Source organism: Singulisphaera sp. GP187 (assembly GCF_900129635.1).
Classification (GTDB): Bacteria; Planctomycetota; Planctomycetia; order Isosphaerales; family Isosphaeraceae; genus Singulisphaera.
In genome coordinates, this window is the sequence record NZ_FSRB01000001.1 from 3,941,038 (window position 1) to 3,966,144 (window position 25,107).

The 25,107-nt window shown below is 64.7% G+C and carries 16 protein-coding genes; 8 read left to right on the top strand and 8 right to left on the bottom strand.

Translation table 11 applies throughout. The features are described from left to right. The 7 genes from BUS42_RS15365 to BUS42_RS15395 all read left to right on the top strand — a co-directional run bounded on the left by BUS42_RS15365 (position 1) and on the right by BUS42_RS15395 (position 9,634). A complete protein-coding gene (locus BUS42_RS15365; RefSeq protein WP_074307665.1) occupies positions 1 to 1,416 on the top strand; it encodes an ABC transporter permease in 1,416 nt (471 codons plus the stop codon). 43 nt (positions 1,417 to 1,459) lie between these two features. Continuing rightward, complete coding sequence (locus tag BUS42_RS15370) at positions 1,460 to 2,851, top strand: ABC transporter permease (protein ID WP_216821034.1); 1,392 nt, start codon at positions 1,460 to 1,462, stop codon at positions 2,849 to 2,851. Positions 2,852 to 2,879: 28 nt separating this feature from the next. Further along, positions 2,880 to 4,025 carry a tetratricopeptide repeat protein gene (locus BUS42_RS15375; protein WP_074307669.1) on the top strand — a complete coding sequence of 382 codons (1,146 nt, stop codon included), beginning with the start codon at positions 2,880 to 2,882 and terminating at the stop codon, positions 4,023 to 4,025. A gap of 253 nt (positions 4,026 to 4,278) precedes the next feature. After that, positions 4,279 to 5,100 carry a DUF4198 domain-containing protein gene (locus BUS42_RS15380; RefSeq protein WP_074307670.1) on the top strand — a complete coding sequence of 274 codons (822 nt, stop codon included), beginning with the start codon at positions 4,279 to 4,281 and terminating at the stop codon, positions 5,098 to 5,100. Positions 5,101 to 5,452: 352 nt separating this feature from the next. After that, positions 5,453 to 6,457 carry a DUF1559 domain-containing protein gene (locus tag BUS42_RS15385; RefSeq protein ID WP_074307671.1) on the top strand — a complete coding sequence of 335 codons (1,005 nt, stop codon included), beginning with the start codon at positions 5,453 to 5,455 and terminating at the stop codon, positions 6,455 to 6,457. 369 nt (positions 6,458 to 6,826) lie between these two features. Further along, a complete protein-coding gene (locus BUS42_RS15390) occupies positions 6,827 to 8,173 on the top strand; it encodes a 3-keto-disaccharide hydrolase (protein WP_074307672.1) in 1,347 nt (448 codons plus the stop codon). Positions 8,174 to 8,323: 150 nt separating this feature from the next. Then, the gene (locus BUS42_RS15395) at positions 8,324 to 9,634 is read left to right on the top strand and encodes a class II aldolase/adducin family protein (RefSeq protein WP_074307674.1); all 1,311 of its coding nucleotides are present in this window, start codon (positions 8,324 to 8,326) and stop codon (positions 9,632 to 9,634) included. 855 nt (positions 9,635 to 10,489) lie between these two features. Here BUS42_RS15395 and BUS42_RS15400 read toward each other — a convergent pair. Beyond that, positions 10,490 to 12,184 carry a M36 family metallopeptidase gene (locus BUS42_RS15400; RefSeq protein WP_074307676.1) on the bottom strand — a complete coding sequence of 565 codons (1,695 nt, stop codon included), beginning with the start codon at positions 12,182 to 12,184 and terminating at the stop codon, positions 10,490 to 10,492. A gap of 678 nt (positions 12,185 to 12,862) precedes the next feature. Between BUS42_RS15400 and BUS42_RS42755 the strand changes: the two genes are divergently transcribed. After that, positions 12,863 to 13,027 carry a hypothetical protein gene (locus BUS42_RS42755; RefSeq protein ID WP_254053534.1) on the top strand — a complete coding sequence of 55 codons (165 nt, stop codon included), beginning with the start codon at positions 12,863 to 12,865 and terminating at the stop codon, positions 13,025 to 13,027. Between the two features lie 24 nt (positions 13,028 to 13,051). Here the strand turns inward: BUS42_RS42755 and BUS42_RS15410 are convergent, their stop codons facing one another. The 7 genes from BUS42_RS15410 to BUS42_RS15435 form a co-directional block, all read right to left on the bottom strand. After that, the gene (locus BUS42_RS15410) at positions 13,052 to 15,631 is read right to left on the bottom strand and encodes a tetratricopeptide repeat protein (protein ID WP_074307681.1); all 2,580 of its coding nucleotides are present in this window, start codon (positions 15,629 to 15,631) and stop codon (positions 13,052 to 13,054) included. Positions 15,632 to 15,671: 40 nt separating this feature from the next. Further along, the gene (locus tag BUS42_RS15415) at positions 15,672 to 17,534 is read right to left on the bottom strand and encodes an ATP-binding protein (protein WP_074307683.1); all 1,863 of its coding nucleotides are present in this window, start codon (positions 17,532 to 17,534) and stop codon (positions 15,672 to 15,674) included. 145 nt (positions 17,535 to 17,679) lie between these two features. Continuing rightward, positions 17,680 to 18,636, bottom strand: a complete 957-nt coding sequence (locus BUS42_RS15420) for an IS110 family RNA-guided transposase (protein WP_074307685.1) — start codon at positions 18,634 to 18,636, stop codon at positions 17,680 to 17,682. A gap of 472 nt (positions 18,637 to 19,108) precedes the next feature. Further along, positions 19,109 to 20,062 (bottom strand): ATP-binding protein, encoded by a 954-nt coding sequence (locus BUS42_RS45140; protein ID WP_254053535.1) that lies wholly within the window; start codon positions 20,060 to 20,062, stop codon positions 19,109 to 19,111. Continuing rightward, positions 19,966 to 22,359, bottom strand: a complete 2,394-nt coding sequence (locus BUS42_RS15425) for an ATP-binding protein (protein WP_254053536.1) — start codon at positions 22,357 to 22,359, stop codon at positions 19,966 to 19,968. The genes BUS42_RS45140 and BUS42_RS15425 overlap by 97 nt, the downstream gene beginning before the upstream one ends. Positions 22,360 to 22,380: 21 nt before the next feature. Continuing rightward, positions 22,381 to 23,457 carry a hypothetical protein gene (locus BUS42_RS15430; RefSeq protein WP_074307687.1) on the bottom strand — a complete coding sequence of 359 codons (1,077 nt, stop codon included), beginning with the start codon at positions 23,455 to 23,457 and terminating at the stop codon, positions 22,381 to 22,383. Next, a complete protein-coding gene (locus BUS42_RS15435) occupies positions 23,454 to 24,770 on the bottom strand; it encodes a DUF559 domain-containing protein (RefSeq protein ID WP_074307690.1) in 1,317 nt (438 codons plus the stop codon). Before BUS42_RS15435 ends, BUS42_RS15430 begins: the two co-directional genes overlap by 4 nt. Positions 24,771 to 25,107 lie beyond the last annotated feature (337 nt).

Below are 25,107 nucleotides of genomic sequence, written 5' to 3' on the forward strand. Positions count from 1 at the left end.
ATGATCCTTCGCATTGCGCGCAAAGAATTCTGCGACCTGATCCGCGACGGCCGGTTCCGCTGGTCGGCGGCGATCGTCACGGTGCTGCTGGTGGCCGCGACGGCCGTGAGCTGGCGCAGTTGGTGCGAGCTCCGCGACGAGCACGACCGGGCGCAGGTCGAAGCCCGAGAGCATTTCGACGACCAGGAGGAGAAGAACCCGCACGCCGCGGCACACTACGGCCTCTACGTGTTCAAGCCCAAGCCGCCGCTGGCGTTCGTCGACCCGGGGGTCGACCCCTACACCGGCGTCTCGGTCCACCTCGAGGCGCATCGCCGCAACGAGGTGGGCAACCGGCCGGCCCGCGACGCAACCGCGTTGCAGCGGTTCGGCGAGCTCACCGCCGCGTCGGTGCTTCAAATGCTCATGCCTCTCTTGATCATCTTCCTGGCGTTTCCGGCCATCGCCGGCGAGCGAGAACAGGGGACGCTCCGGCAGTTGATGAGCCTCGGCGTCCGGCCAAGAACGCTCGTCGCCGGCAAGGCACTGGGGCTCACGGTGGCCTTGGGGCTGATCGCCGCGCCGGCCGTGGCCCTGGGCGTGGCGGTGGTGGTCCTGGGGGGACCGGAGGCCGCGCGGACCTGGCCGCACTCGCTCACCCTGTTCGCCGGCTACGCGATTTACCTGGGGATCTTCCTCGCCGTCTCGCTCCTCGTCTCGGCACTCGCCGGTTCCTCGCGGGTCGCCCTGATCGTGCTCCTGAGCTTCTGGATCGTGAACGCGATGGTCGCCCCTCGTCTGGTAACCGACCTGGCGCGTCGCGCGGTCCCGACGCCCTCGGCGCTCCAGTTCGCCGACGCGATTCGCCGCGACATCAAGGCAGGCGTTGATGGCCACGACCCGGAAGACGCGCGGATCGAACGGCTCAAGCAAGACACACTGAAAAAGTACAACGTCGAGACCGTGGAAGACCTGCCGATCAACTTTCAAGGGATCGCGCTCCAGGCGGGCGAGGAATACGGCAACTCCGTCTTCGATCGCCACTACGGAGCCCTCTGGAAGGCATTCGAGGGGCAAGACTCGTTGCGGAAAGCCCTCGGCTTCGTGTTCCCCACCCTCGCGATTCGCGAGTTGTCGATGGCCCTGGCCGGGACCGACAACGCCCGGGCTCGCGACTTCGCCGACTCGGCCGAGGCCTATCGCCGCGAGCTGGTCCGGGCCCTGAACGTCGACCTCGAACGCAACGGGGCCGACCTGGGCTTCATGTACCAGGCGGGCCCCGAGCTCTGGAAAAGCATGCCGGAATTCCGCTATCAACCACCGGGCTTGCGCTCAACGCTCACGCGTCAAAGCCTCGCCTGGTCGTCGTTGCTGTTGTGGCTGATCGTGGCCACCGGCTTGGTTCGCCGATCGACCCGAACGCTGCGGGTCGACTGAATTCTTCTTCGATCAAGGCCCCGCAATGCTCCTCAGAAGAATCATGCGGCATGAGGTCCGACTGCTGGCGGTGGACCGGACGCTCCTGGCCGTTGGAATCCTCCTTGCGGTCGTCGTCGGCTACGGCGTCTTCAACGGCGTCACGTGGGCGACCTTCCAGCGTGCGACCCTGAACGCGGCCGCTCGCGAAGAGTCCGCGCGTTATCACGACCTGCGAACCCGCCTGGCCTCGCCCGGCTACGGGCCGGGCCTTCCGGCCGATCAGGTGGGCTTATCGCTCGGGACCCGCTACGCCGCCATGCCACCGGGGCCGCTGGCGTCGCTGGTGATCGGCCAGAGCGACCTCTACCCGTACTACGCGCTGGTGACGACGGCGAACCGCCAGTCGGCCCTCGCTCATGACGAGATCGAGAATCCGACCCACCTGATGTCAGGGCGGTTCGACCTCGGGTTTGTGGTGGTCGTGCTCTATCCGCTCGTGATCCTCGCCCTCGGCTATAACCTGCTGTCGGGCGAGAAGGAGCAAGGGACGCTGGTGATGGTACTCTCGCAGCCCGTGGGCCGGCGGACGCTCGTCCTGGGCAAGGTGCTGGCGCGCGGGCTCGCCGTGGTCGGCCTCGCGGTCGCGATCTCGATCGGGGGTTACCTCCTGGCCGGCGGTCCGACCACGGGCGACGGCCTGACACGACTGGGCCTCTGGCTGGCCGTGGTCGCCGCTTACGGGGCGTTCTGGTTTGCGCTGGCCGTGGCGGTCAATGCGCTGGGACGAAGCTCGGCGACCAACGCGTTGGCGCTGGCCGGGACCTGGTTCTTGCTCGTCGCGGTCGTGCCGGCCATGGCGTCGTTGCTGGTTCGAGTCGCCTACCCGGTGCCGTCACGGATCGAGTTGATCCAGGCCGTGCGCGAGGCCTCCGACCAGGCGAAGGCCGACGGGCCCAAGCTCAACGCCAAGTTCCTCGAAGCCCACCCCGAGCTGGCCCGCGGAAAGGCTGAGGCGAGCGAGTTCGCCATCCAGTCACTGGCCGTTCAGGAAGCCTCCGAAGCGGGGGTCGCCGCAGTCTTGAGCCGCTTCGAGACCCAGTTAGGACATCAGCAACGGCTCGTCGACCGGCTCCGCTTCCTCTCGCCCGCGATCGCCACGCTGGAGGCACTTCAGGACGTGGCGGGCACGGGCTCAGCGCGGTACACGCACTTCGCCGCACAGGTCGATCAGTTCCACGGTGGCTGGCGCGCCTATTTCCGCCCCAAGATCCTCGCGGGCGAGTTGATCCGCCGCAACGACCTGGCTCGGATCCCGGCCTTTGCGTTCCGTGAAGAGCCGCTCGGCGCAGTCGCCGCCCGCGCCTCGGTCGGCCTTGCGGGGCTGGTCCTCCCCACTGTGGTCGTCGGCTCGCTCGGCCTCGCCGCGATGCGCCGCTATCCAGTGGTCGGCTAACACTCATATTCACGATAGGCAGACCCCAATGACCATCAAACAAAACCATACAAGCCTCTTTTTTTCAATTCTGGCGATGATCGCGTTTGGTACACCCTGCCCGGCCGTCGAGCCTAATTCGCCGGCACGCGATGCGGCGAAGTTGCTCGATGCGGGGCGATATCGCGAAGCGCTCGCCCTCCTCGAACCAATTTCACCGACGGCCGCGAATGACCTTGAGGCACGCACCCTGCTGGCAAAGGCCTATCTGGGCAACGGCCGCTACCGCGAGGCCGAGGCGACTCTCGCCAAGCCAGAGGTCAGCAAGGCCGACCCGGTCTCCCTCGAGCTTCTCGCTCGCTCCGCGGAGGCGCAAGGCGATCTCGACCGGGCGCTCCAACTCATGACCGATGCCGTCGAAGCGAAAGGCAAGTCACTCGCCTCGACCGAGACGGTCGAAGGTGCCAGCGCCCTGGCGGAATCCCGGACGCGGCTCGGCGAGCTGTCCTTCCGAGCCGGCCGGCTCGACCCGGCGAAGGAGCAGTTTCACAAAGCGGTGTCGCTGGTCAACCAGGCCCACGCGAAGCTCCATGAGTTGGGAATCCCGCACGACGAAACCGACCCGCGAATGTTCGCCGCCGGAGCCACCGCCGGCCTGGCGCAGGTCTACGCGGCGAAGGGGGACAACGCCCGGGCCGAGCGCACCTGGCGGGGGGTCGCCGCGCGATCGGACGACCCGGCCAGCGTCGCCAGCCTCGCCGCCTTCTTCCTCGCCAAAAACGATCCGAAGACGGCCCGCCGCCACTTCGACCGGGCCTTGCGTCTCTCCGAGAAGAAGCCAGCCCACCGCCGCGCGCGGGTCCTGATCCTGATCGACCGCGGCGAGTCGTCCGACGAGGCCCTCACGCTGGCCGAGGCCGCCTACAACGATGGCCCCGACGTCTACGCCCGCGACACTCTTGCCTGGGTCCTCCACCGCCGCGGCGAACATGCTCGCGCTTCGGAGATCCTCCGACCCGCGCTTGAGCTGGGAATCCGCGACCCGCTGGTGCTCTACCACGCGGGGTCGATCGCTCAGGCCCTCGGCCACCGCGAGGATGCAAAGCGGCTCCTGTCGCAGGTCCTCAAGATCAACCCCGCCTTCGATCCGGTCGCGGCGCAGGCCGCGCGGCAGGCCCTCGAACGACTGCGTTGACTCCCCTTTTTTTTCAACGATCCGCCAATGGGCTAAAAACCAACTGAAAAGAGCAGACGCAACAAGTCGTTATCCTTTCATGTCTTGCAGCCGACGCGGCGACGCAACTCTTTTCGGGTAAACCTTTTGCAGAAACACCCAAATCCTACTGGTTTTTAGCCCATTGGCGGATCGTTGTTTTTTTTCCATCGGCCGGGCGAGTTGCCTCGCCCGGCCCCTCGCTTTCCCCCTCCCCCGAGAACCGAGGACTTTCATGAATTCGATCAAACGCCCCCTGCTGCTCTCACTGGGGCTGGTCCTGGCAACCGCCCTCGCCACCCAGGCCCATACCTTGCGCGTGCTCGTCAATCGCCCCGTGATTGGGCAAGGCGAGAAGGGAACGGTCTTCCTGAGCTACGGACACCTCCTGCCGGTCGACGAGTTGATTGACGCCGAGGCCCTGGCTCTGCTTCAGCTCCACACCCCGACCGGGTCGGTCAAGCCGCTGCGGATCTCCGGCAAGTCGCTTCACGCCAACGAGGTCATGTTCGACGAGCCAGGCCTCTACCAGGCGGCGACCGCCCGCAAGCCCCTGGTCTATTCCACGTATACCGACGCGTCGGGAAAGCAGGCGTTCGCCCGGGTCCCCAAGAGCGAGCTCAAGCTGCCGGAGGGAGGAAAGCTGATCCTCGGCACGAAAGGGCACCAGTACTCGAAGGCGTTGATCCTCTGCGGCGAATCCTCGGCGAAGTCGCCTGCACCGCTCGGGCACAAGCTGGAGATCGTCGTCGAAAGCCCGCTCGGTAACCAGGGTTTCTCGGCCGACCAGCCGGTCAAGGCCCGCGTCCTGTTCCAAGGAAAGCCGCTGGCCGGCGTGAAGGTCGACGCGGCAAGCACCACGCTGAGCCCGGACGGCCTCCCGGAGACCGCGGCCGAGACCGACTCCGAAGGTCGCGTCGCGCTCGAGCTGCCCGAACCCGGCACCTGGGTCCTCAACGTGACGTACAAGTTCGACTCCGCGCCGGGGGACCGCCAAGCCTTCGACGTCGAGTCCTACGTGGCGACCTTCGCCATCCCGGTCGCCGAGGCGAAGTGACCCAAGGCCATCATCGCTTGAAACTTTCCAACGACCCGATCCAGGGCGAGGAAGCCTCTCGTTACTCGTTCCCACGGAGGACCGTGGGAACGAGGGGGATTCCTCGCTCTCTGGCGGGTCGTTGAAACTTTCCAGGCGAGCGGGAATGTTCTCGCTCGCCTTTAGGCTCGCTTACGCACAAACACCAAACACTTCGCTTACATCCAATCTTCTTGACACCAGAACAACAAGCTCCCCATTCGCCTGAACGAATGCAAAAAGTTCCCTCGCCCCCTTGCCAACCCCTCGATCGCGCGGTATTACGATTATAAAAATCTTCACACCGCCCCCTCTGGTGAAGGATCAAATTCGTATGCGACGCCGAGGATTCACACTGATCGAGCTCCTGGTCGTGATCGCGATCATTGCGATCTTGATCGCCCTGCTATTGCCGGCCGTCCAGGCGGCGCGCGAGGCAGCCCGCCGCTCCCAGTGCGTCAACAACCTCAAGCAGTTGGGGATCGCGCTGCACAACTATCACGACACGATGGGGCGGTTCCCGTTCGGCGCGATTGTCGCACCCTCGAACAACTACTGGGTCCTCCGCGGCGCCGGTGGCGAACACTACCGCTACTCGGTCCTGGCCATGCTCTCGCCGTTCCTGGAGCAGACGCAGGTCTATCACGCGTTGAACTTTGACTTCCCCGTCTTCGATGAGGTGGGGGCCGCGACCCTGCCCAACACCACGGTTTTCGCCCTGAAGGTCGCGCTATTTCTCTGTCCCAGCGACACGGGGCAGACGGTGCAACCGGGTTTCGCCCCGGGAAACTACATGGGCTGCGCCGGCGACGGTCAGAACAATGGCGGATCGGCCCTCTGGGGCAACCCCAACGGCACCTTCTTCTACAACTCGTCGGTGAGTTTGGCCCACGTCAGCGACGGGTCGAGCCAGACCGCCCTCATCAGCGAGAGCGTGCTCGGCCCCGGCAGCTTCGATATTCCCAAGCCGGGCTCGCCCACCCCGATCAACGTCCAGACTGAGATTCCGTTCACGCCGATCACGAACTACTTGCCGCTGAGCCTCAGCGAATGCCAGGTCCCGACGCGCTACTCCGGCTGGCGGAACCGCGGTTGGATCCAGGGTGACATGCGCAACATGCTCTACACCCACTTCCTCACCCCCAACAGCAAGACCTACGACTGCCTCCGGGGTAGCGACTACGGCTGGAAAACCGCCCGCAGCCGACACTCCGGCGGCGTCAACGTCCTCTTCGGCGACGGCTCGGTGCGGTTCATCAAGGACTCCATCAACCAGCCGACCTGGGCCGCCCTGGCCACCCGTGCCGGCGGCGAAGTCATCAGCAGCGACGCCTACTGATCCATCGCCCCCGGATTCGTTCCATTCCCTGATCGGTTCCTGGCCTCGTTCCACGCTTTGGCGTGGAGGGTTCGTTCAGGCGCTCGGGCTCAGCCTTTCCTTTTTTTCGGGCGCCCCAGAAACGGTCGGCAGGACCTTCCTGACTCGGCGATCGGCGCGCGTTACAATCGCCCTCCCGAACTGGCCTGATTCCCAGAAACCGGAGCCAAGTGGCCGGAGCCCTCGACTTAAGACCGCCGGAGACAACAGGTTCCGACTCCCCCGAACCGATCACGCCTCGGTCAGTCCTCCGGATCGCGTTGACAGTCGTGGTCCCGCTCAGTCGGCTCCAGTCTCGATTCCCACCACACGAGGCTTTTGGATTCTCCCATGAAGTTCCGACCCACTGCTCTCCTCCCGCTGGCGGCCTGCGTCGCCACCCTTCTCACCGCGCCTGGCCTAACGCGGGCCGCGGAAGACCTCAACGTGGCCCCCAAGGGGTTCACGGCCCTGTTCAACGGCAAAGACCTGAGCGGTTGGCACGGAATGCCTCACTTCGACCCGCGCACCCTCGCCGCCATGAGCGAGGAAGCACGGACAAAGCAGATCGCCGAGTGGACCGAAGACGCCAAGAAACACTGGAGCGTCCAGGGAGACGACCTCGTCAATGACGGCCATGGGGCTTACCTGACCACCGACAAAGACTATGGCGACTTCGAGTTGCTGATCGACTACAAGACCGTCCCCAAGGCGGACAGCGGGATCTACCTCCGCGGCACCCCCCAAGTCCAGATCTGGGACAACACCCCGGAAGGCCCGAGCAGCAAGATCGGCGGCCTCAAGGGATCGGGCGGCCTGTTCAACAACAGTGACAAGGCGCCGGGCCGCGACCCGCTCGTGGTGGCCGACAAGCCGTTCGGCGAGTGGAACCACTTCCGGATCATCCTGGTCGGAGCCCGGATCACGGTCTACCTCAACGACAAGCTCGTCGTCGACCACGCCCAGATGGAAAACTTCTGGGACCGCGCCTTGCCCCTGTTCGCCCGCGGCCCGATCCAGCTTCAGACCCACGGCGGCGAGATCCGCTGGCGGAACATCTTCCTCCGCGAAATCCCGGCCGCCGAGGCCAATAAGATCCTCTCCGAGCAGGGCAACAAAGGCTTCACCGCGATCTTCGACGGGAAGACGCTCGAAGGCTGGGCCGGGGCAGCGAACAACTACGAAGTCGTCGACGGCGCCATTCGCTGCAAGCCGCACAAGGGAGGCGTTCTCTTCCACAAGGATGCCCTCTCCGACTTCGTCGCTCGCGTCCAGTTCCGCCTCCCGGCGGGGGGCAACAACGGGCTGGCGATCCGCTACCCGGGCACCAACCCGTCGGACAACGCCGCCTATGCCGGCATGTGCGAATTGCAAGTGCTTGACGATACGTCCGACCAGTACGCCAAGCTCGATCCCCGGCAGTACCATGGCTCGGTCTACGGAATCGTAGCGGCCAAGCGTGGCTACCTCCGCCCCGTGGGCGAGTGGAACTTCCAGGAAGTGACCGTCAAAGGCCCCCACATCAAAGTCGAGCTGAACGGGAACGTGATCGTGGACGCCGACGTGAGCAAGGTGACCGAGTACATGGCCAACTCCCCTCACCCTGGCAAGGACCGCACCTCGGGCCACTTCGGCTTCGCCGGCCACAACGAACCGGTCGAGTTCCGCGAGATCGACATCAAGCCCCTGAAGAATTGATGAAGCGCGGCTGAAAACGGGAGAAGACTCTTACACGTCGAGAAAGCTTCTCCTGTTGGAGCGTTCACGTCTGGGGTGGCTGAGGTCCGAAAACGGCCTCAGCCACCCCAAAGCCATTCGCGACTCCCAACAAAGCTAAGGGCCCCCACGATGAGCCGCCAGCGCGACCTAGTCCACCCGCGTGACGAGATCATGCGTGCGATGGAGCGGATCTACCGCTATCGGATGACGACCACGTCCGGCGGGAACCTCTCGATCCGGGACGAAGTGGGCGACCTCTGGATCACCCCCGCCCGGGTCGACAAAGGAAGCCTGCGCCGCGAGGACATCGTCCACGTTCGCGCGGACGGAACCGTCGACGGTCCGCATCCCCCCTCGTCCGAGCTCCCGTTCCACCGCGCCATCTATGAGGCGCGGCCCGACGCCCGAGGGATCGTCCACGCGCATCCGGTCGCGCTCGTCGCCTTCAGCATCTGCCAGCGCACGCCCGACACCCGCCTACTCCCCCAGGCCCGCCAGATCTGCGGCGCGGCGGGCTTCGCCCCCTACGCGCTCCCTGGCAGCAAGGCGCTCGGAGCCAACATCGCCCAGACGTTCGCGGCGGGGTCCGACTGCGTGGTGCTCGAGAACCACGGCGTCGTGACCGCCGGCTCGAATCTCCAGGAGGCCTTCGAACGGTTCGAGACCCTCGAATTCACCGCCAAGACGATCATCAAGGCAAGCCTGCTCGGCGAAGTCCGTTACCTTGACGACGAGCAGGCCGGACGCCGGCCCGAGGCCTCGCCCTCGGCCGACTCCCCTGCCCCATCCTTCCAGCCGGGGCCGGCCACGAGCCGGGAGAAAGAGCTGCGTCGGCAACTCTGCGAGTTTGTCCGCCGCAGTTATCAGCAACGGTTGATGATCAGTACCGAAGGCGCATTCTCGGCCCGCCTCGACGAGGATTCGTTCCTGATCACCCCCCACCGGGTCGACCGCAACATCCTCGACCCCGACGCGATCGTCCTGGTTCACAAAGGGGCCACCGAAGCGGGCAAGACGCCGAGCTCCGCGGTCCGCAATCATGAGGCGATCTATCAAGGCCATCCCAAGATCCACTCGATCGTCAACGCATACCCGGTGAACGCCACCGCCTTCAGCGCGACGGCGACCACCCTCGACCCGCGTACGATCCCTGAAAGCTATATCTTCCTCCGCGACGTCCGCCGAATCCCCTACGGCATCCCGCAGGGCGACGGCCGCGAACTGGCCGGTCTGACCTCCCTGCGCGACCCGGTCCTGATCTTCGAGAACGACGGCGTCCAGGTTTGCGGCTCCAGCGTCCTCGACGCGTTCGACCGGCTCGAAGTCCTCGAGTCGACCGCCGAGGCGATGATCAACGGATTCGCCCTCAACAAAGGGACGATCCATCGGATGCCCGACGCCGTGATCTCCGAGTTGAACCAAGCGTTCGGGCTGGACTGATTTCTTTTCGTCCGCGACCCAACCGCGAGTCCCTGATTCACAATCAAGTTCATATTTCATGAGCGAGACCAGTGACAAGTCACTGATCCGCATTGGTCGAATGCGTTTCGCTACAGCAGTTTACCGTCGGATGGCGGACGGGTTCTGAACGTGTTCGCTCTCTGTGGGTGGGGGCTTCGACCCCGGTCTTTGGGCCTTCGCACCGGGGTCGGAGACCCCAGCTACAATCATGCGAGCGCCCCGGGATCCGAGACTCCAGCCACCCGGATGTGAGCGAACACAAGGTAAACCGCTGTAAGGCTCTCAGGCTCCAGAAAAACCGATACGCTCGATCGTCCCATCGCGTCTGCGGACGTGTGTGACTCGAGGAGAAAGTGTCGAGAGATCGGTATCGTCGGTTACGTCTGCCAATTGGCCGTTTTGTTCTAAATGCTCGTAGAATGTTCGGGCGTCAGAATCCTCCTCAATCGCGGTGGAAGGGGGCAGCGTGTTCCCTGGCTGATTCCCTCCGACCACCGTGGCAATAAAGTCAGGGAGCGAGGAACCGGCCGACGGAGTCGAAGCCGGTAGTGGTGAATCCGGGGTGGGGGGGACGGCTGACGCGGCAAGCGTTCGAGTCGCCTCGCGCAATGCGTGGATGGCGTCAGACAGGTCGAGTTGAGCGGACTTGCCCCGCGGTTGGGGGGCGGGCTGAGACGACGGTCGAGGTGATTTCTTAGCCATGGTAGGTTCCCTCTCGGGATGTATTGGCCGAGGCAGTCGGCTTAGCGGCCCCTGCCTCGGCTCTCATCCTACCTCGACAGCATATCCTCGCACAGGATTTTCAACCTCGGGAACACGAATCCCGGATGCGTCTCAGCACCCGTGGTCACACTCATGGAGGCCGCAGTCGAAATAGAGCCGCTTGAGGACGATCGCCCCATGCTCGTCGCGGACCAGCGTATGGCTCTTCCGTGACCCGTCGTCCACGACGGGGAGATCGTGCATCGCGGCAGCGGCACCTCCCTGGATGGGTGCAACATCGATCCGACCGAATTGCATCAGCTCATTGACGAAAGCGGCCGCATCGTCGACCGCTGTGCGATCCTTTCCGTCATCAACAGCCACCGAAGAGGCGACCGTGAACCGCGGGGGTTCAGCTGGGGCATGAACCTTGATCGTGAGGCCGGACAGGGTCGTCACGCTCCGAGTCGGCAAGGCCGGGGCGTCTTCAGCCGCTCGGGTGTGCGCGTCGTCGTCGTCGCCGTACGTCAGAACACTGTGTCCATTGCCTGCTGCGACCGTGGCTGCCATTTTAGGAAGTGGGGCATCCTCCAACATTGACAGGGAGTCCGCGGCCAAAATGCCGCGCCGGATGAACCCGGTAGCGAGCGCAGTCCGGTAGCGGCCTTCAAACAGCACCCGGTCGGCCTGGATCATGGCGGCCGCCACCTGGCTGTAATATCCCGGAGTGATCGGAGCCGTCCGGATCCCGTTCACCAGGAGCTGGCCCATATCCCGGCTGACCGTTTGGAGCGATTGCTCGCTCGGCGGTCCGACGGCACTCAACATTCGGGCCAGGATATCAAGGAACGCCCCGGTGAAGACGCGAGAGAAGGAATGCGACTCCGATGAGAGTTGACTTGCCGGCGCACGTGCCGGGAGCAGCCGGGGGTCCTGGTAGGAAAACCGGTTGGCCGCGTTCCGCAACGAGTCCTGATCCACGGCTGTGGAAGAAAGCTGTCGGATCCCCCACCCAAGCTGTTCGGCCAGCCGGGACAGCCGGGAGTTGGTGTTTAGCCGCCCGTTCGTCTCCTCCAACACCTTCCGACGAAGAGTCGGGAGCTGGAGAGAAGAGAGGATTCCGCTCATATCTCCGAAAGACTCGTGAAATGCGGCGACCTCCAGGCTGGCCGCGTCAAACAACTGCGGCCGGAGAGCGTCCAGGATGGCATGTCCGAGTTCGTGACAGACCACGTCGGCACTCTCCGCCGAGAAGATGGCAACATTCCGAACAACCCTATGGAAGAACCGCAGACCCGCGGTACGGCTGTAGAATGCGTTGAGATCGTCTCCGGAGTCCAGCCCCACCCCCATCGGTTTGTTGACAGTCGTCCATTGCGTTCCAGAGGGCAACAGTCCAGCCCAGAAGTTGATCCCTCGGGCCAAAGCCTCGGCAGCAACCCAGAACCGGAAGTTGGCGGTTCCAGGGGAGTACTCGCCCGGAGTTACAGCCGGCTCCGTGATCCGAGTCTGGAGCAAGGTGTTATTGTTGACCGGGACCTGGACGGCGATCGTCGGGGAGAGCGTCGGATTCCTGGTGGGGGACTCCTCGCTAAAGGGGTCATCCTCCCATATGGTTATCCGTGACGTCGCCAAGGTTACGCCGCCGAGGCCATCCTGCCCACCGGCCTGAGCCTGCCGCATCATCTCACTCATTTGCTGCATAAACTGCATAATCTGCACCGTGGACGCGGCCTGGGCCTGGGCCGCTTGCGCAATGACTTGGAGAGCCTCCGCCAACTCTTCGTTGGTGATAGGCTCAGCAGCTGAAGATCTTGATTTACTCATTTCTCAAATCTCCTCGTTTCACAAAACTACCGAATTTCAGCAAACAGGAACATTCCTGTCTCAGAAGGAGCAATGGGACTGAGCTTGTGTGAGATTGACCCCAGACCACTTCCCTGATTTATGCGAACTCGGCCTCCCAACCCACGTCAGTTGATGACAATTACCGGCCCCTCGCAGTGCAGAACGACCCCTCCATGGTTTTCTAGCACCAAGGCTCTCACATCCAGATCGCGGCGGGCACCGGTACCGTCGACATCACGACAGAGTCCATACCTCCACTGTTCTTTGGCAATGGATCTCCACGTGTCATCTGACGTGACGAATTGCCCGAAATCGCCAAACACTAAGCTCATGGCACAGGAATCGTCATAACAAAAACCCAAACCAATTGTTTTCTAGAAATCAATCGTTTGCAAGAATCCGCTTCAAACACCAGCACCTTTTTAGTACTGACACATTTGCTTAGCCAATCTCTGTCAACTTTCGAGTTTATTTGCGACGGACGGCCAATCAATGACGCTTGGCTCGGTGTCAGTCCGACGAAAAATTCCACGCAAAAATTCACCGGCGGCGAAAGGGGGGAGCCAATCCTGGCCACGATCCACGGCTCGTTGGCACATCCCCTTCATCTTCAGTGTTACCTTCCCGCCGAAGAACCGCAAAAGTGGAGGCCATCGATTGCCATCGTGGGAGCGCCCCGTTGGAGTTGCGTTCGACCGGCTCGAAGTCCTCGAGTCGACCGCCGAGGCGATGATCAACGGATTCGCCCTCAACAAAGGGACGATCCATCGGATGCCCGACGCCGTGATCTCCGAACTGGACCAGGCGTTCGGACTCGATTGAAACGGGCGAACTTTTGTCCGACGGTTACTCCGACGCCGGCAACGACGATCGCATTCCTTGCCAGACCATCCCGGGGTGGTCGGTATACCCCTCGTCCCGGAGCTCGACGCTCTCGAGACTGGCCTCAAGGGGGTAGCAAGGTGCCTGCCAGTGGAGCGCGATCCGGCTGGCCTCGGCTTCGTCCGACGCCAGAACGCCCCAGGGAATGCGATAGCCGGTCCACTCTTCCTCACCTGCCAGGCAACCGTCGAAGTCGCGCCAACGTTCATCGAGGGGCTGAACGACCACGACTCCATAAAAGTTCAGCCCTTCGGCGGTTGGGTTCGCGCGCCGAGGTCCATCGAACAGTTCATTGGGCGCGAGCCCCGTGGCCAGAAGCCGGTTGACGAGCACTCCGCGTAACGAATCCTCTTCCGGCAAGACCTTGGCGGCATCCCAGAGGCGGCTGAAGAGGTTCACCAGGCCGGAATGCGTGAGGTAGTCGACTCCCGCGAGCCGCACCGCCATGACCTCTGTCAACTGGTTCCGGAAATCCTCCAACCGGCCGAGCAGACTCAAAGCGCAGGCTCGCAGGATCAGGACGTGAAGCACTCCGCCTTCGATCCTCCGCTCCTCCTCGACAAGCGCCGCTATCGCGTCGACGGCCCGACCAAGCCGGAGGAGGCCGCTGGCTCGATAATAGTGGCTCCAAGTCCCACCGGGCGCGACCTTCTCGAACTGGTCGAGATACGTCAGGAGGACTTCATTCTGCTCGAGCGAATGGGCGAGAAGCGCCGCTTGCCAGGCGACTTCGGGGGCGTCCGTCCCCGCGCGCAACGCCATGTCGAGAACCGCGAGGGCGTCGCGCGATCGATCCGAACGCTCGTAGATCTCGGCCAGCCAGAGCGAGGCATGGGGATTACTACGGTCGAGCCGAAGCCAGCGTGCCAGACAACGCTCCGCTTCGCTCAGCTGACCGGCCTGGCGGTAATAGATCGCGGCCCGGCCATAGTTGCGCGTGTGATTCGGGTCCAGGTCGAGGGAATGCCGAAAAAGTTGTTCGATTCGCTCCGCGTCAATCCGGTCGGCCACGGACGAATCGTCGTCGATTCTCAGCGAATGCCCAAGCGCGGCGAGTAGGTTGAGGACCACCGCCTCCCTGGGGAACGGGGACGCGATCGCCTCGGCCCAGTCCCAAACCCGCGACGCAACGGCGGGATCGTCGCAGATAAACCGAGCGAAGTGGAGCATGCGGGCAACGTCCTCCGGATGCGTGGCCACGTCCGGTCCGAAGCCGAGAAGAGCGTTGAGGCTCCTGCTTCGGACATCAGGGTCGTCCTGCTCCTGCTCCAAAGCGGCCGTGAGCGCGTCGAGCGCCTCGCCAAGTGGCGTGGGCGTCGGCGTGGGTGACTCCGGAGCCGCCGTGGCGGCTGGCTCGTCGGTCGCTATCACTGCCGGAGCCAAGTCGGTGGCCGACCCGATGGTGAGCGGACCGGCCGGGGCGATCGGCGATACCGGGATCTTGGGGTCGAGGAGCCTGGAGAGGCGGCGGAGCGTCAACCAGTCGCGTGACTCGCGGGCCTTCGACTCCAGTTGTCGCGCCAGTCCCGCCACTCGTTCCTGATCCCCCGCGAGGAGGTACGCGGCGATGAGCCGGAGCCTGACTTCGAACCATTCGACCCGACATTGACGGTCAGTCAGCCGCCGGTCCCAGGTCGTCAGCAACGAAATGGCCGCCGCCGGCTCGCCAACGAGACAGGAGCGAAGGGCCGAAATCATCGTTTGACGGAGGTGGAGTTTGGGCCATTCGTCCGCGGGGGGGAAGTCGGTCGTCGTCTCGTCGCCTGCCACTTGCCCGCTCGGGGACGGCTCGTCCCGCCCGTTCAAGAGGCGGATCGTCTCGAGGAGTTGATGGGTTAAGAGACGCGCACTGATCGGATTGTGGTAGCTCTCGGCGAGGTCCAAGGACCGAAGCGCGGCCGCCTCGGCGGCGTCGATCCGACCCGCGATGATGAGGATGCCGGCCTCTTCGGAGGCACCGGCCCAGCGGCGGTCAAAGCCCTCGCGTTGGTTGCCGTTGACCGCCACGTGTCGGGCGTGATGGAGCGCCATCTCCAGGTCGTCGGAGGCCCGGAAGACGTCGGAGGCATATTCGCGGAAGCAGTGGATGCACTCCAGCTTGCCGGTTCGGCGGCAGACCTGGATGCCCTCGGCGATCGTGTCGTGGACTCCCTCGGAGTTGTAGCCGCGCGCGGACGCCGTGGCATGGCCAAGACCGTCGTAGGCGCAGGACGAGACCTGGGAGACCAGCGACTCATACTCGGCGGAGTCAATGTCCGGCTGAATCTGCCGCGCGAGCTCCTCGCTCTCCAGGATCGCGATCAACTCGATGGCCGCTTCCCGGCCCGGTTCGGGGTCGAGCAGGTCCTTGGCGTGGTTCATCAACGTGTGCAGCGCCCAGACGTACGGATCGAGTCGGCGTGCGGCCTTGGCCGCGCGCTTGAGCTCGGCGGCCAGCCGGGTGGCCGTGCGATCGTGGCAGCGTGCGATCGCCTCGTGCTTGGCTCTCTCAAGGGCGGCGAGTGTGTCGGCCGGATCATCGTGAATCGGTTCGTCGGCGTTCATCGGCGAAAATCCTCGGATCGGTTCAGGACAAGTCGGCAGGTCAGGGCTGACGTCCCCACAAGGCGTCGGCGATCCAGTCGAGGTCGTCGGCTTGCCGCCGGAGGGTGGTCCGGGTCGGGGAAGCGCCGGCGGACGCCAGCGCATGGCTCACCAGCAGCCGGAGCGTGCTCGCCAGGGGCGCGGACGTGGGTTGAGACAAGGCGCGGGCGACGAGTCGGTGGTCGCGGTTCAAGAGCACCTCGTTGTGTCCGACCGGGCTATTCCCGAGATGGGCGTCGATCATCCTCTGAAACCCCGAGGGGATCGCCTCGGATTTCTTCAGGTCGTCGAGGGTCTTCAGGAGCTCGGAGCGTTCGTTGAGAAAGGCCATCACCGGCCGGTCCTCGCGGAACGAGGCGGACAGGATCTTGGCGTCGGCCCCGAGGAAATCTTGCCACTCCGCCGAGACCTCTTCGAGCTCGGTCACCCCGAGAACGGCCATCGCGAATCCAGGGGAACCAGGACTGGCCAGACGCAGGTCGACCGCCTCACCCGCGCTCGTGTTGTCGGCCGTCATGGTCGCCAGCAGCGACTCCTCGAAGCTCCGCAAGGCATGAACACAGGGGACAGGATATCCGGCAAAGAGAGTATTGACCCACCCTTCCTGACGGCGATCGGTGTTGTACCAGATGACCTGGCGCGCCTCGGCCTCGAAGAGAGGGTCGGCCTCACTCCGCTCGATGACCTGGTCGAACGTGAGGAGGCCTTGCGAGGTGGGAAACCGATAGGTCCGGCGGAGCAAGTCGCGCAGCCGACGCTCGGTCAACGCGGCGCCGGCGAGCGTGTACCGGTGCCAGGCCAGGACCGATTCCAGCCGCGCCCTGTCTTCAAGGGCCTGGCGCTCGAGATGCTCATAGAGCAGGTCTTCAAGGGTCGCCCGCACCTGGCTGAACGCGTCATCGCGGACAAGGTCCTCGCGGCTGAGCGTCGGGGTGCATCGGTTGACTTCGAGGACCCCTCGCAAGAAAGGAGCCCACTCGGGCAGGAGCCCTTGGATTTTCCGGGAGATCACCATCCGCCTCACGGTGGCCGTGACCACCGATTCGCCCGCGAAACCGGGCGTCCGCCGCGTCGTCACGTAGAGCGCACCGGCGATCGCCGTGGGTTGGTCGCGGCGGATCGGGATCACGTCGAGGGGCGTTTCGCCGAAGTGAGCCTCCAACTCCAGTTCGATCGCGTCGCTGTCCGGCGTCGGGTCGAACCACCCCGAGTTAATCTGGTTCGCGCGGGCGTTGGAGCCGTTCAGGTGGATCGGAATCTGAAGAAAGTCGGCATACTCCTTGATGATTGCCTCAAGGAACTCGGGCTGTTCGGCGAGCCGAGAGTGCTCGGGCTTCAGGAAGAGCGTCACCGTCGTGCCGGGTCGTTCCCTCGTGGTGTTCGACAGCTCGATCTCACTCCCCGGTCCGGCCTCCCAGCGCACGCTCTCGCCGTCCTCGGCCTTGCGGCTCTCGACGACGACCCGGTCGGCCAGCATGAAGGCGCTGAAGAGACCGACGCCGAACATGCCGATCAGGTTGCCGTCGGTTCCCTGGGACGCTTCGACAGGCGCCGCGGCCCCACGGCCCCGGATCAGACCCGTGATGCCGATTCCGAGGGTGCTCAGGTAGGTCTCGGCCTCCTCGGCCGAGAGCCCGATGCCGTCGTCATGGAACCGAAGGGTGTGCTCGGCCCGATCCTGCTCGATGTCGATCCGACCTTGATAGCCAAGGTCCGACCTCCGCCGACGCACGATCGCGTCGTGGGCATTTTGGATTAATTCGCGAACCGCCGATTCGGGCCTGCTATAGAGGGCGGAGCCAAGGATCTCGATGACACCCACGATATCAACACGAAAGGGGATTGTTCGCTTCCAACTCGTCATCGCAGTCCTCAATTCCAATCCGCACGAAGCTCCGACGGCATTTCGTTTCAACGACCCAATCCAGGGCTAGAGCGGTTCCCGACCGGCTGGCGCACGGAAAAAGGGGACAGCGACTGTGTTTGTTGTCAAGGTGCGTGGTCGCAGATCACACCGGGGCGCACGTTTTTGTAGGCGTCCATGGTGTCATGTCGCGGATCATCGCGTTGGCGATGGTCAGCAGCTTCCGAGAGACCGCGACCAGGGCGACTTTGGCCGCCTTACCGCTCTCGCGGAGCCGCTTGTAAAACGCCTTGAGGTCGGGGTTGAATCGCATCGCCGAGACCGAGGCCATGTACAACGCCGTGCGGACCTCGGCACGGCCGCCGAAGATCGTCCGGGCCCCCTTGACCGTCCCGCTGTCGCGGGCACGCGGGGCCAGCCCCGCCAACGCCGAGACCTGCTTGCCGGTCAGCTTGCCCAGCTCGGGAAGCAGCCCCAACAGGCTCCGCGAGGTCTGCGGCCCGACCCCCGGGATGCTCCGCAGCACCTCGTCGCGGAGCTTCCAATCGGCCTTGGCCTCGATCGCCTTGCCGACGGCTTGGTCCATCGCCTTGATCTGGCCGGAGAGGTAGGCGATGTGGGCCTTCAGGTCGGCCTGGACCGCGGCGGTCGGCCCCTGCTGGAGCCGATTCTGCTCGGAGACTCGCATGTTCACTAGTTGACGACGCCGATCCAGCAAAGCCTGGAGGTCGCGGGTCTCCTGGTCGGGAAGTTCGCGCGCCTCGGGGCGGACGGCGTCGGCGTAATGGGCCAGCACCCGCGCATCAAGGGCGTCGGTCTTGGAGTGCTGGCCGATCGATCGCGCGAAGTGACGGACCCGGCCCGGCTCGACGATCCGGACCGGCAACTTGGCCTCGGCCAAGGCCACCGCCGCGGCCCACTCCTGGCCGCCGGTGGCCTCCAGCAGGATCAAGGTGGGGCCGAGGAGTTTGAGTCGATCCACGAGCGAGGCGATCCCTTCGGCCGTGTTGGCCAAGCGGAATTCCTGCCCATCGGGCCGCGAGGCGACGTCGAGGTGGGCCTTGGAAACGTCGATCCCGACGAAGCAGGGGGTGGCTGACATGAGAGATCTCCTTGAGGTCCGGATGACGACATCCCGGCGTGGCCCTGCCTTGCAGATCCGGAATGATCCGGGCGACTGTTCGGGCTCAAGTCCGGGAGAGCTCACCGCGACGACCAAGCTGTCCCACGGCCTAAGATGGCCAAGGCACTGACGGTCTATCGCGGCGAGTCGCCCCCTGGTGAAACATACAAGGCACCCGGCCTCCAAAGCGTTTGGCGAGATTCAAGGGCTCAGGGGCCGGGAGCCAGTCCCCTTTTTCCTCCGCCGTGCGCAATGCAAAGGAGAACCGCTCTAGGAAGCCTCTCGCGACTCGTTCCCACGGGGGACCGTGGGAACGAGGGGGATTCCTCGCTCTTTGGCGGGTCGTTGTTGCGTTTCCACCAAAAGGGGAGCGGATCGCGCGCGGTCCCCTTTCTCACGTCGATTCCATGGTGGGCCGTGCCCACCCTACAAGAAATCACAACATCAGATTTCAACCCATAGGATATTTCTTCTGAGGCTCGCCCCCCAGGGTGTGATGGGCGAGCTGGAGGATCTCATCTTCCGGGAGTTGCTCGGGGAGTACCGCGGCCAGGTCGGCTCGAAGGCTGGTGACCGCTCCGTCGCGGAGCAGGTGGAATTCGCCCGGTTCCTGGGTGGCGAGACGGTCGGTGACGTCGACGCGGCAATCGCTCAGCATCGGCTTCATCTTGGCCAGGGCGGTCGGCTCCTTGACGCGGCCGACGAACCAGTTGCGGATGTTGTCGCGGCATTTGTAGTCGAAATCGCCCGGGCTCTGGGTGGCCAGAAACAGGCCGAGGCCGGCGGACCTGGCCCGCTTTAAGAGGTCCTCCATCGGCTCTTTTGTGGGGGGCTGGCGCGTCGCGGGAAGATAGAGGTCAGCCTCATCGAACATGAGGACCGCCTGCAACTGGCCCGAGGGGGACCGGCTCGACCAGCGGCCCATCTCGACCAGCAGTTGCGAGACCCAGAACTGGACGTCCTGGGTGGCGCCAAGGAACTTGGTGCTGATGACGCTCAGCCGGGTCTTGCCCGGGACCGCGTACCGGCCAAGCCCGAGCAGCGCCTCCGCCTCGATCGGCTCGCCCCGCGCGGCCAGGAACTCGCCCCGGGTCAAACGCAACGTCTCCAGGTCCTGAACCAGGCGTTCGAACAGCTTGATATCGAGTCGGCCGACCGCGTTCACTAGGCCGGCGTCCTTCTCGGCGATGTATTCGATCAGACCCGGCAACGAGATCGAGCCCCCCGGCTCCAACTGGGCGAGCAGGTCGATCGCGTTCGCCAGAATCGCCTGACGGGCCGGGTCGGTCCCTCGGGTGCCGTAGTTCATCATCCCCGCCAGCGCGGACGCGGCATAACGGGCGATCTGGCTCCGCTCGAACGAGCCGGACTGCCCGAGCCCGGCCGGGGCGATCGCGATCGACAACGGGCGCCCTTTCGGATTCCCCGGCGTATAGATCGCGACCTCAACCCGGTCGCGGAGCCGCTGCCGCCGCTCGACCAAGGCTGCGTCGGCGAGCGGGCGGGACCAGGCGGCTTCGCTCGCGTACCCGCAGAGGTCCCCCTTGCGATCGACCAAAACCGCCGGGATCCCGCGCAGCAGGAGTTGCTCGATGAGACCAAGCGCCACGGTCGTCTTGCCGCTCCCCGTCCCCCGAGGAAGGCGGCGTGACGGGTCAGCTCCGTAGCCTCCAGGGTCACCGCCCCCTTGGCCCGGTCGGTGGTCAGGCCGACGGCGATCGGCCCCAGCGGAGTCGCTTCCACGCGGGGCCTGGCGACCGATTTCGCTGAAGACGGCTCGACCGGCTTTGTTGGCTTGCCGAGAACGGGTCTGACCTCGGACTTCGGAGTCTGAGCTGTATTGATATGATCCAGATCAAGGATCGCCCGGAGCGACTTCAGTCGGCTCAACGGTTTCTCTTCCCGGAGCCAGGCGCTGAAGGCCGGGTCTTTGTGATGGTGCTTGCGGAACTGCCGGAAGGCGGCCATCGTCCGCCAGTCGGAATCCTCGACCACGACGCGGCGGCCCCCGCGCGTGATCAGTTCGCCGATCTGCTTGGAGACGACGGCGTTCGGGTTGGCCGGAAAAGCCGTCGATCGCACGATGACCGGCTTGTTCCCTCCGGCCCGCTCGACCACCTCGGTGATCAGCCTGCCGAGGTATCCCCCCTTAGCCGTGCCGTTGCAGACGCCGACGACGAGAAGGGTCACGCTGTTATCGGCGGCATGCGCTTCGACGGCGACGAACCGCTTGTCCGCCTCGGTCTCGAACCAGTGGCCGGTCTCAATCTCGTTCGAGCAATCTTTTATCGCCTCGGCCAGGAGTGTCGCGAGCGCGGGGTCTTCGGTCGGGGTGTCCCCGGTGAGCTCGGATCGGAAATCGTTCCAGGATTGCTCCAGGTGGGTCGTGCTGATTCGTTCCCGCTCGCGATCGGGCGGAACCGGCCGGAGGTTGTCGACGTCACCCTCGAGGTCGACGAGTTTTTCCGCGGCGATACACCGCTCGCGATACTCCTGGCAACGTTCGAGGACATCGCGGGTCCGCATGCCGGCAAGCTTCTGAAGGTAAGCCGGCGCAAATGGAAAGGTCGGCGTATCGTCCTGGAACGGGGCATCGAGCGAATCAAAGAGATACCTCAGCCGGTGGGAGACGATCTCGACGATCTCGTCCTCTTCGCGGGTCCCTTTCAGTTGGATCGGTGCGGGGTCCTTCTCGATCCGGTCGACGAGCGACTTGGTGAGCCCCCCCTTGAGCAACGTGTAGAATTCTTCAAGACAGGAGATCACCACAATCGCCGAAGGGGTCCGGCTCACGAGGTCGCAGAGCGTGGCCATCGCCCGCCGAAACCGCACCGGGGCTTCATCAAGGTTGTAGATATCTTCAAGCTGATCGACACAGAGGATGAGTGGGACCGAGCCGACGTTGGCCATCAGCTCGCCCAGGCGCTGGATGAGCCACTGGGGGGCATCGTCGTAGTCACGCGCGACCATCCCGCCGAGGATGAAGCGGTCGTGATCCGAGAGTTTTTCGCAACGGAGGTACTTGAGGACCCGGCTCTTGACGCGTGGGTCGTTCGCCTGCAAGAAGAGCAGTGCGCGCACAAGGTCGATGTCCACGTTATTGAACCGGTCGTCCATCACGACCTGGTCGGCCAGGGCGTCGACCAGCTTCGCCAGGCAGCCGTGATCGAGCTCGTCGTTGCGAATCTGGTCGACCCGGTCGACAGAGACCCCTTTCGGACTCTCGGCGATCATGGTCGAGAGCCGCATCAGGCCCGAGGTCTCCCCGACGCGTTGGTCGTAGGTCTGGTCGAGCGAGTCGATCAGGTTGTTCAGAACATACCGGCCGTAATGGCTCGTGGATGAGGTCATCTGCATGTAACCGCAGTAGCCCCGTCCCCCCGTGTGCGCCCAGTTGCGGAAGGCGCGCATCAAGTGGGTCTTGCCGCTCCCGGCCTCACCTTGAAGCAAGAGAATCCGCCCGGACGACGGTCCCGAAGCGCTCGTGGCGCGGTGGACCAGCCGCTGAAAGGTGGTGCGTGCTTCCTCGTGGATCGTCTCCACGTCGAAGGGGTCGTCCTTCCAGATGTCGCTGCGAGAGGCGATCGCGTGGAAGACCTCCGAGTGCTCGGGAGAGCAGAACGCGTTGATCCGGGCGTCGATCGGTGGTCCCATGCCAGTCTCGGGGGCTCGGGGATCGGAAGGGGTCGCCGTCTCGGGCATCGCGGAGGTCCCTATTTTTTGTCAAATTCTGATGAAGTGGAAGGTGGCGCCGAGGTAAGGGACTTCCGAGAGTCGGACGTCTTCCGGGTCCATCGCCTCGACCATGTCCGCCCGGCTCAGGTCGAGCAACCGGGCGTTGTTGGCCTCGGCAAGTCGGCGTTTGAACTCATCCGGCCCCATCGCCGCGAAGGCGGGTTGGTCCCGCAGGCCCGACCAGACGTGACCGACGAAGACCTTATCAGCGCCGAAGCGACCGGTGGGGCTCGAGCGGGCTGCCTCGACCACCCGCCGCGCGAACGCAGGCAAGTCGAGTGCGATCGTCCCTTCCTCATTCTCAGGAACGCTTGGCGGCGGCACCGGAGCTTCGAGCGGGGCCAAGGGAGCGGTCGCCAAGTCGCCGTCGACCCAGCGGCGGATGGCGGCGAGACGGAGTTCATCCTTGCCCGATTGCCGGGCGCCGACTTCTCGGGCCAGGAGCTTGGCGACTTCTTTCCCGGGGTCGGGCTTGGGGCCGAGCTTGCCGAGGTGGCCCAGCTCACGGAGGATCAGGGCCGCTTGCACCGCCTTGACCGTGAATTTCGGCCCTGGTTCGAGGCCGAGGAGCGTCCAGGCGAGGGCGTCGAGAGCCTCTTGAATGGCGGGGTAATCGCCGAGCGGCAGGACGAACTGCGTCTTGAGGAGCACGGCCTTGAAGCCCGGTTCGCCGCCGAACCGGGTGGCGGCCGGCCCCGTCGGCGGCGTGGTGAGTCCGAGGGCGCGGGCCGCCAGGTAGGTCTTCTTGACCTTGTCCCAGGTCGTCTTGGGAGGAAGTTGGTCGAGGCCGATGACCTCGAGCGCCCGCCGGCGTCCCTCGGTCGTCAGCGTGCCACGCTCGGTCTTCCCCTTACGGACCAGGACGGCCAGGCCGGCCGCCTCGAAATCGGCGAGCGTCTGCCTAAGCTGCTCGGTCAACGCCGCGCCGGCCCAACGGTGCCCGACGAGGGGTTCGAGGGCCTTCTTGATCTCGGCGCCGGTGGCCCCCTTCTCGCCCGCGACGAGCAACCGCGCCAGGAGCAGTTGGCCGACCGGTGGGAACGCGGTCTGTTCGCTTCCGCTCATGATGCCTCGCCTCTCTGTCGATGGGTGTTGCGTCCGCCACGGGACGCGACCGCTTCCAGGATGATGCCCAACACGTCTTCGAGCCGAGCCACAACGTCCTCGGCCAGGACACGAACGACCAGGTAGCCCCGCTTCTGAAGCTCGAAGTCCTTCCGCCGGTCGCGGCGGTAAGCGTCGAGATCCTGGAAGTGGTAGTAACCGTCGATCTCGACCGCGAGTCCCAAACTGCGAGCGAACAGATCGACTTCCATGGCCCGCGACGGGCCGAACCGAAAGTCGAGCGCGACGTTGAGCTCAAACAGGCCGGCCGTCGCCGGCAACGAACTCAACCGCTCGAACAAGAAACGCTCGGCGGCGCTGCGAGCCGGGTCGTTTCCCTCTTCGCTGGAGTGAGCGCTGACCGCCTTGGCGGCCCTGGCCGCTTCCACAAAAAGGCTGACGAGCCCGCTTGAAGCCCCGTCGGCGACAAGCCGCCGAACCGAACCGCTGAGGCGTGCGGTCGCCTCGGGAACGGCTTCGGAATCGAGCCGGCGGACGATCTCAGCTTCGCCGACCCCACGGACCGCGATCACCCCCGACCGGATCAAAGCCTTCGCTCGCGACTCGGGTGCGCGTCGGCCGTAATCGTCGAGTTCACCCGCCTCGAGCGCCAGGAGCGTCGGCACGGTCGGCTGCCACAATGCGATTCGCGAGAGGCTCTGCGCGGCCGCCTCGACCCAGGCGGCGGACCTCGTTTCCTCATTCTCTCGAGCCAGCAGCAAGACCGGATCGCGCGGCAGCGGAATCAGTTCCCTCAAGGCCGCGACAATCGGCTCGCAGCCCCCGGCGCCATCAAACCTGGCGAACGCCTCGCCGAGTCGACTCGTCAGGCCGGGGCCGGCGATTGCCTCACCGCGGGCCCAACGCTCGAGCAGCCAGCAGCAGACCGCCCCGGCGGAGGACGTGGAAGCCTCGGCAAGCGTTGCATCAAAAAGTGCTGTCCGCTCGAAAGGAGTCATCCGTCGTAATTGCGAAGCCAGCTCCTCGATCGAGGCGGTGGCGACGGTGGATCGGTCGGAGTGCCGGGCCAACCACGCGATGGCGTCGCGACCGAGGTCCCGCCCGGGGGACAGGTGATCCACCCAGGCCTCAAGAATGCCCTCGAATTGTGGCGTACCGAGCAGAAGGACGCTCCGGCCCCCCTGCTCGGCCCAGCGCCGCCCCTCATCGAGCGCGAGTCCGGCCGTACCGCAAAGGACCGAGACGGTCGCCACCCCGGCCTCGCGTCGCTGCTGGTGACGATTGAGTGAATCGGTATGGCCAGGGAAGTTCATGGCTCCCCTCTTAAAAAAAGATAAAGGCCCCGCACTCCCCGAAACGCGATAGGTTCCGCTTTCGGGCCACCACGGCGAAACGCCAACCCATGAACGGTTGTGCCGTCCATGAGATACAGGAGTTTAGCATACAAGTCCGTCGACGCCAATTGGATGAACCGGCGCCGGGCCTCCGAACACCACGACCCGTCGAAACCGATTATTCTACGGCCTCATTTTTCACACGGATGGCACAAGCCCACCGCCGGGGGGATCTCGCGTCGGAGGCCTGCATCCTTTAAGTTATTGTGAAGACGTCACGCGAGGCAGACTCGACGCAATCCCTCCTTCCTCCACG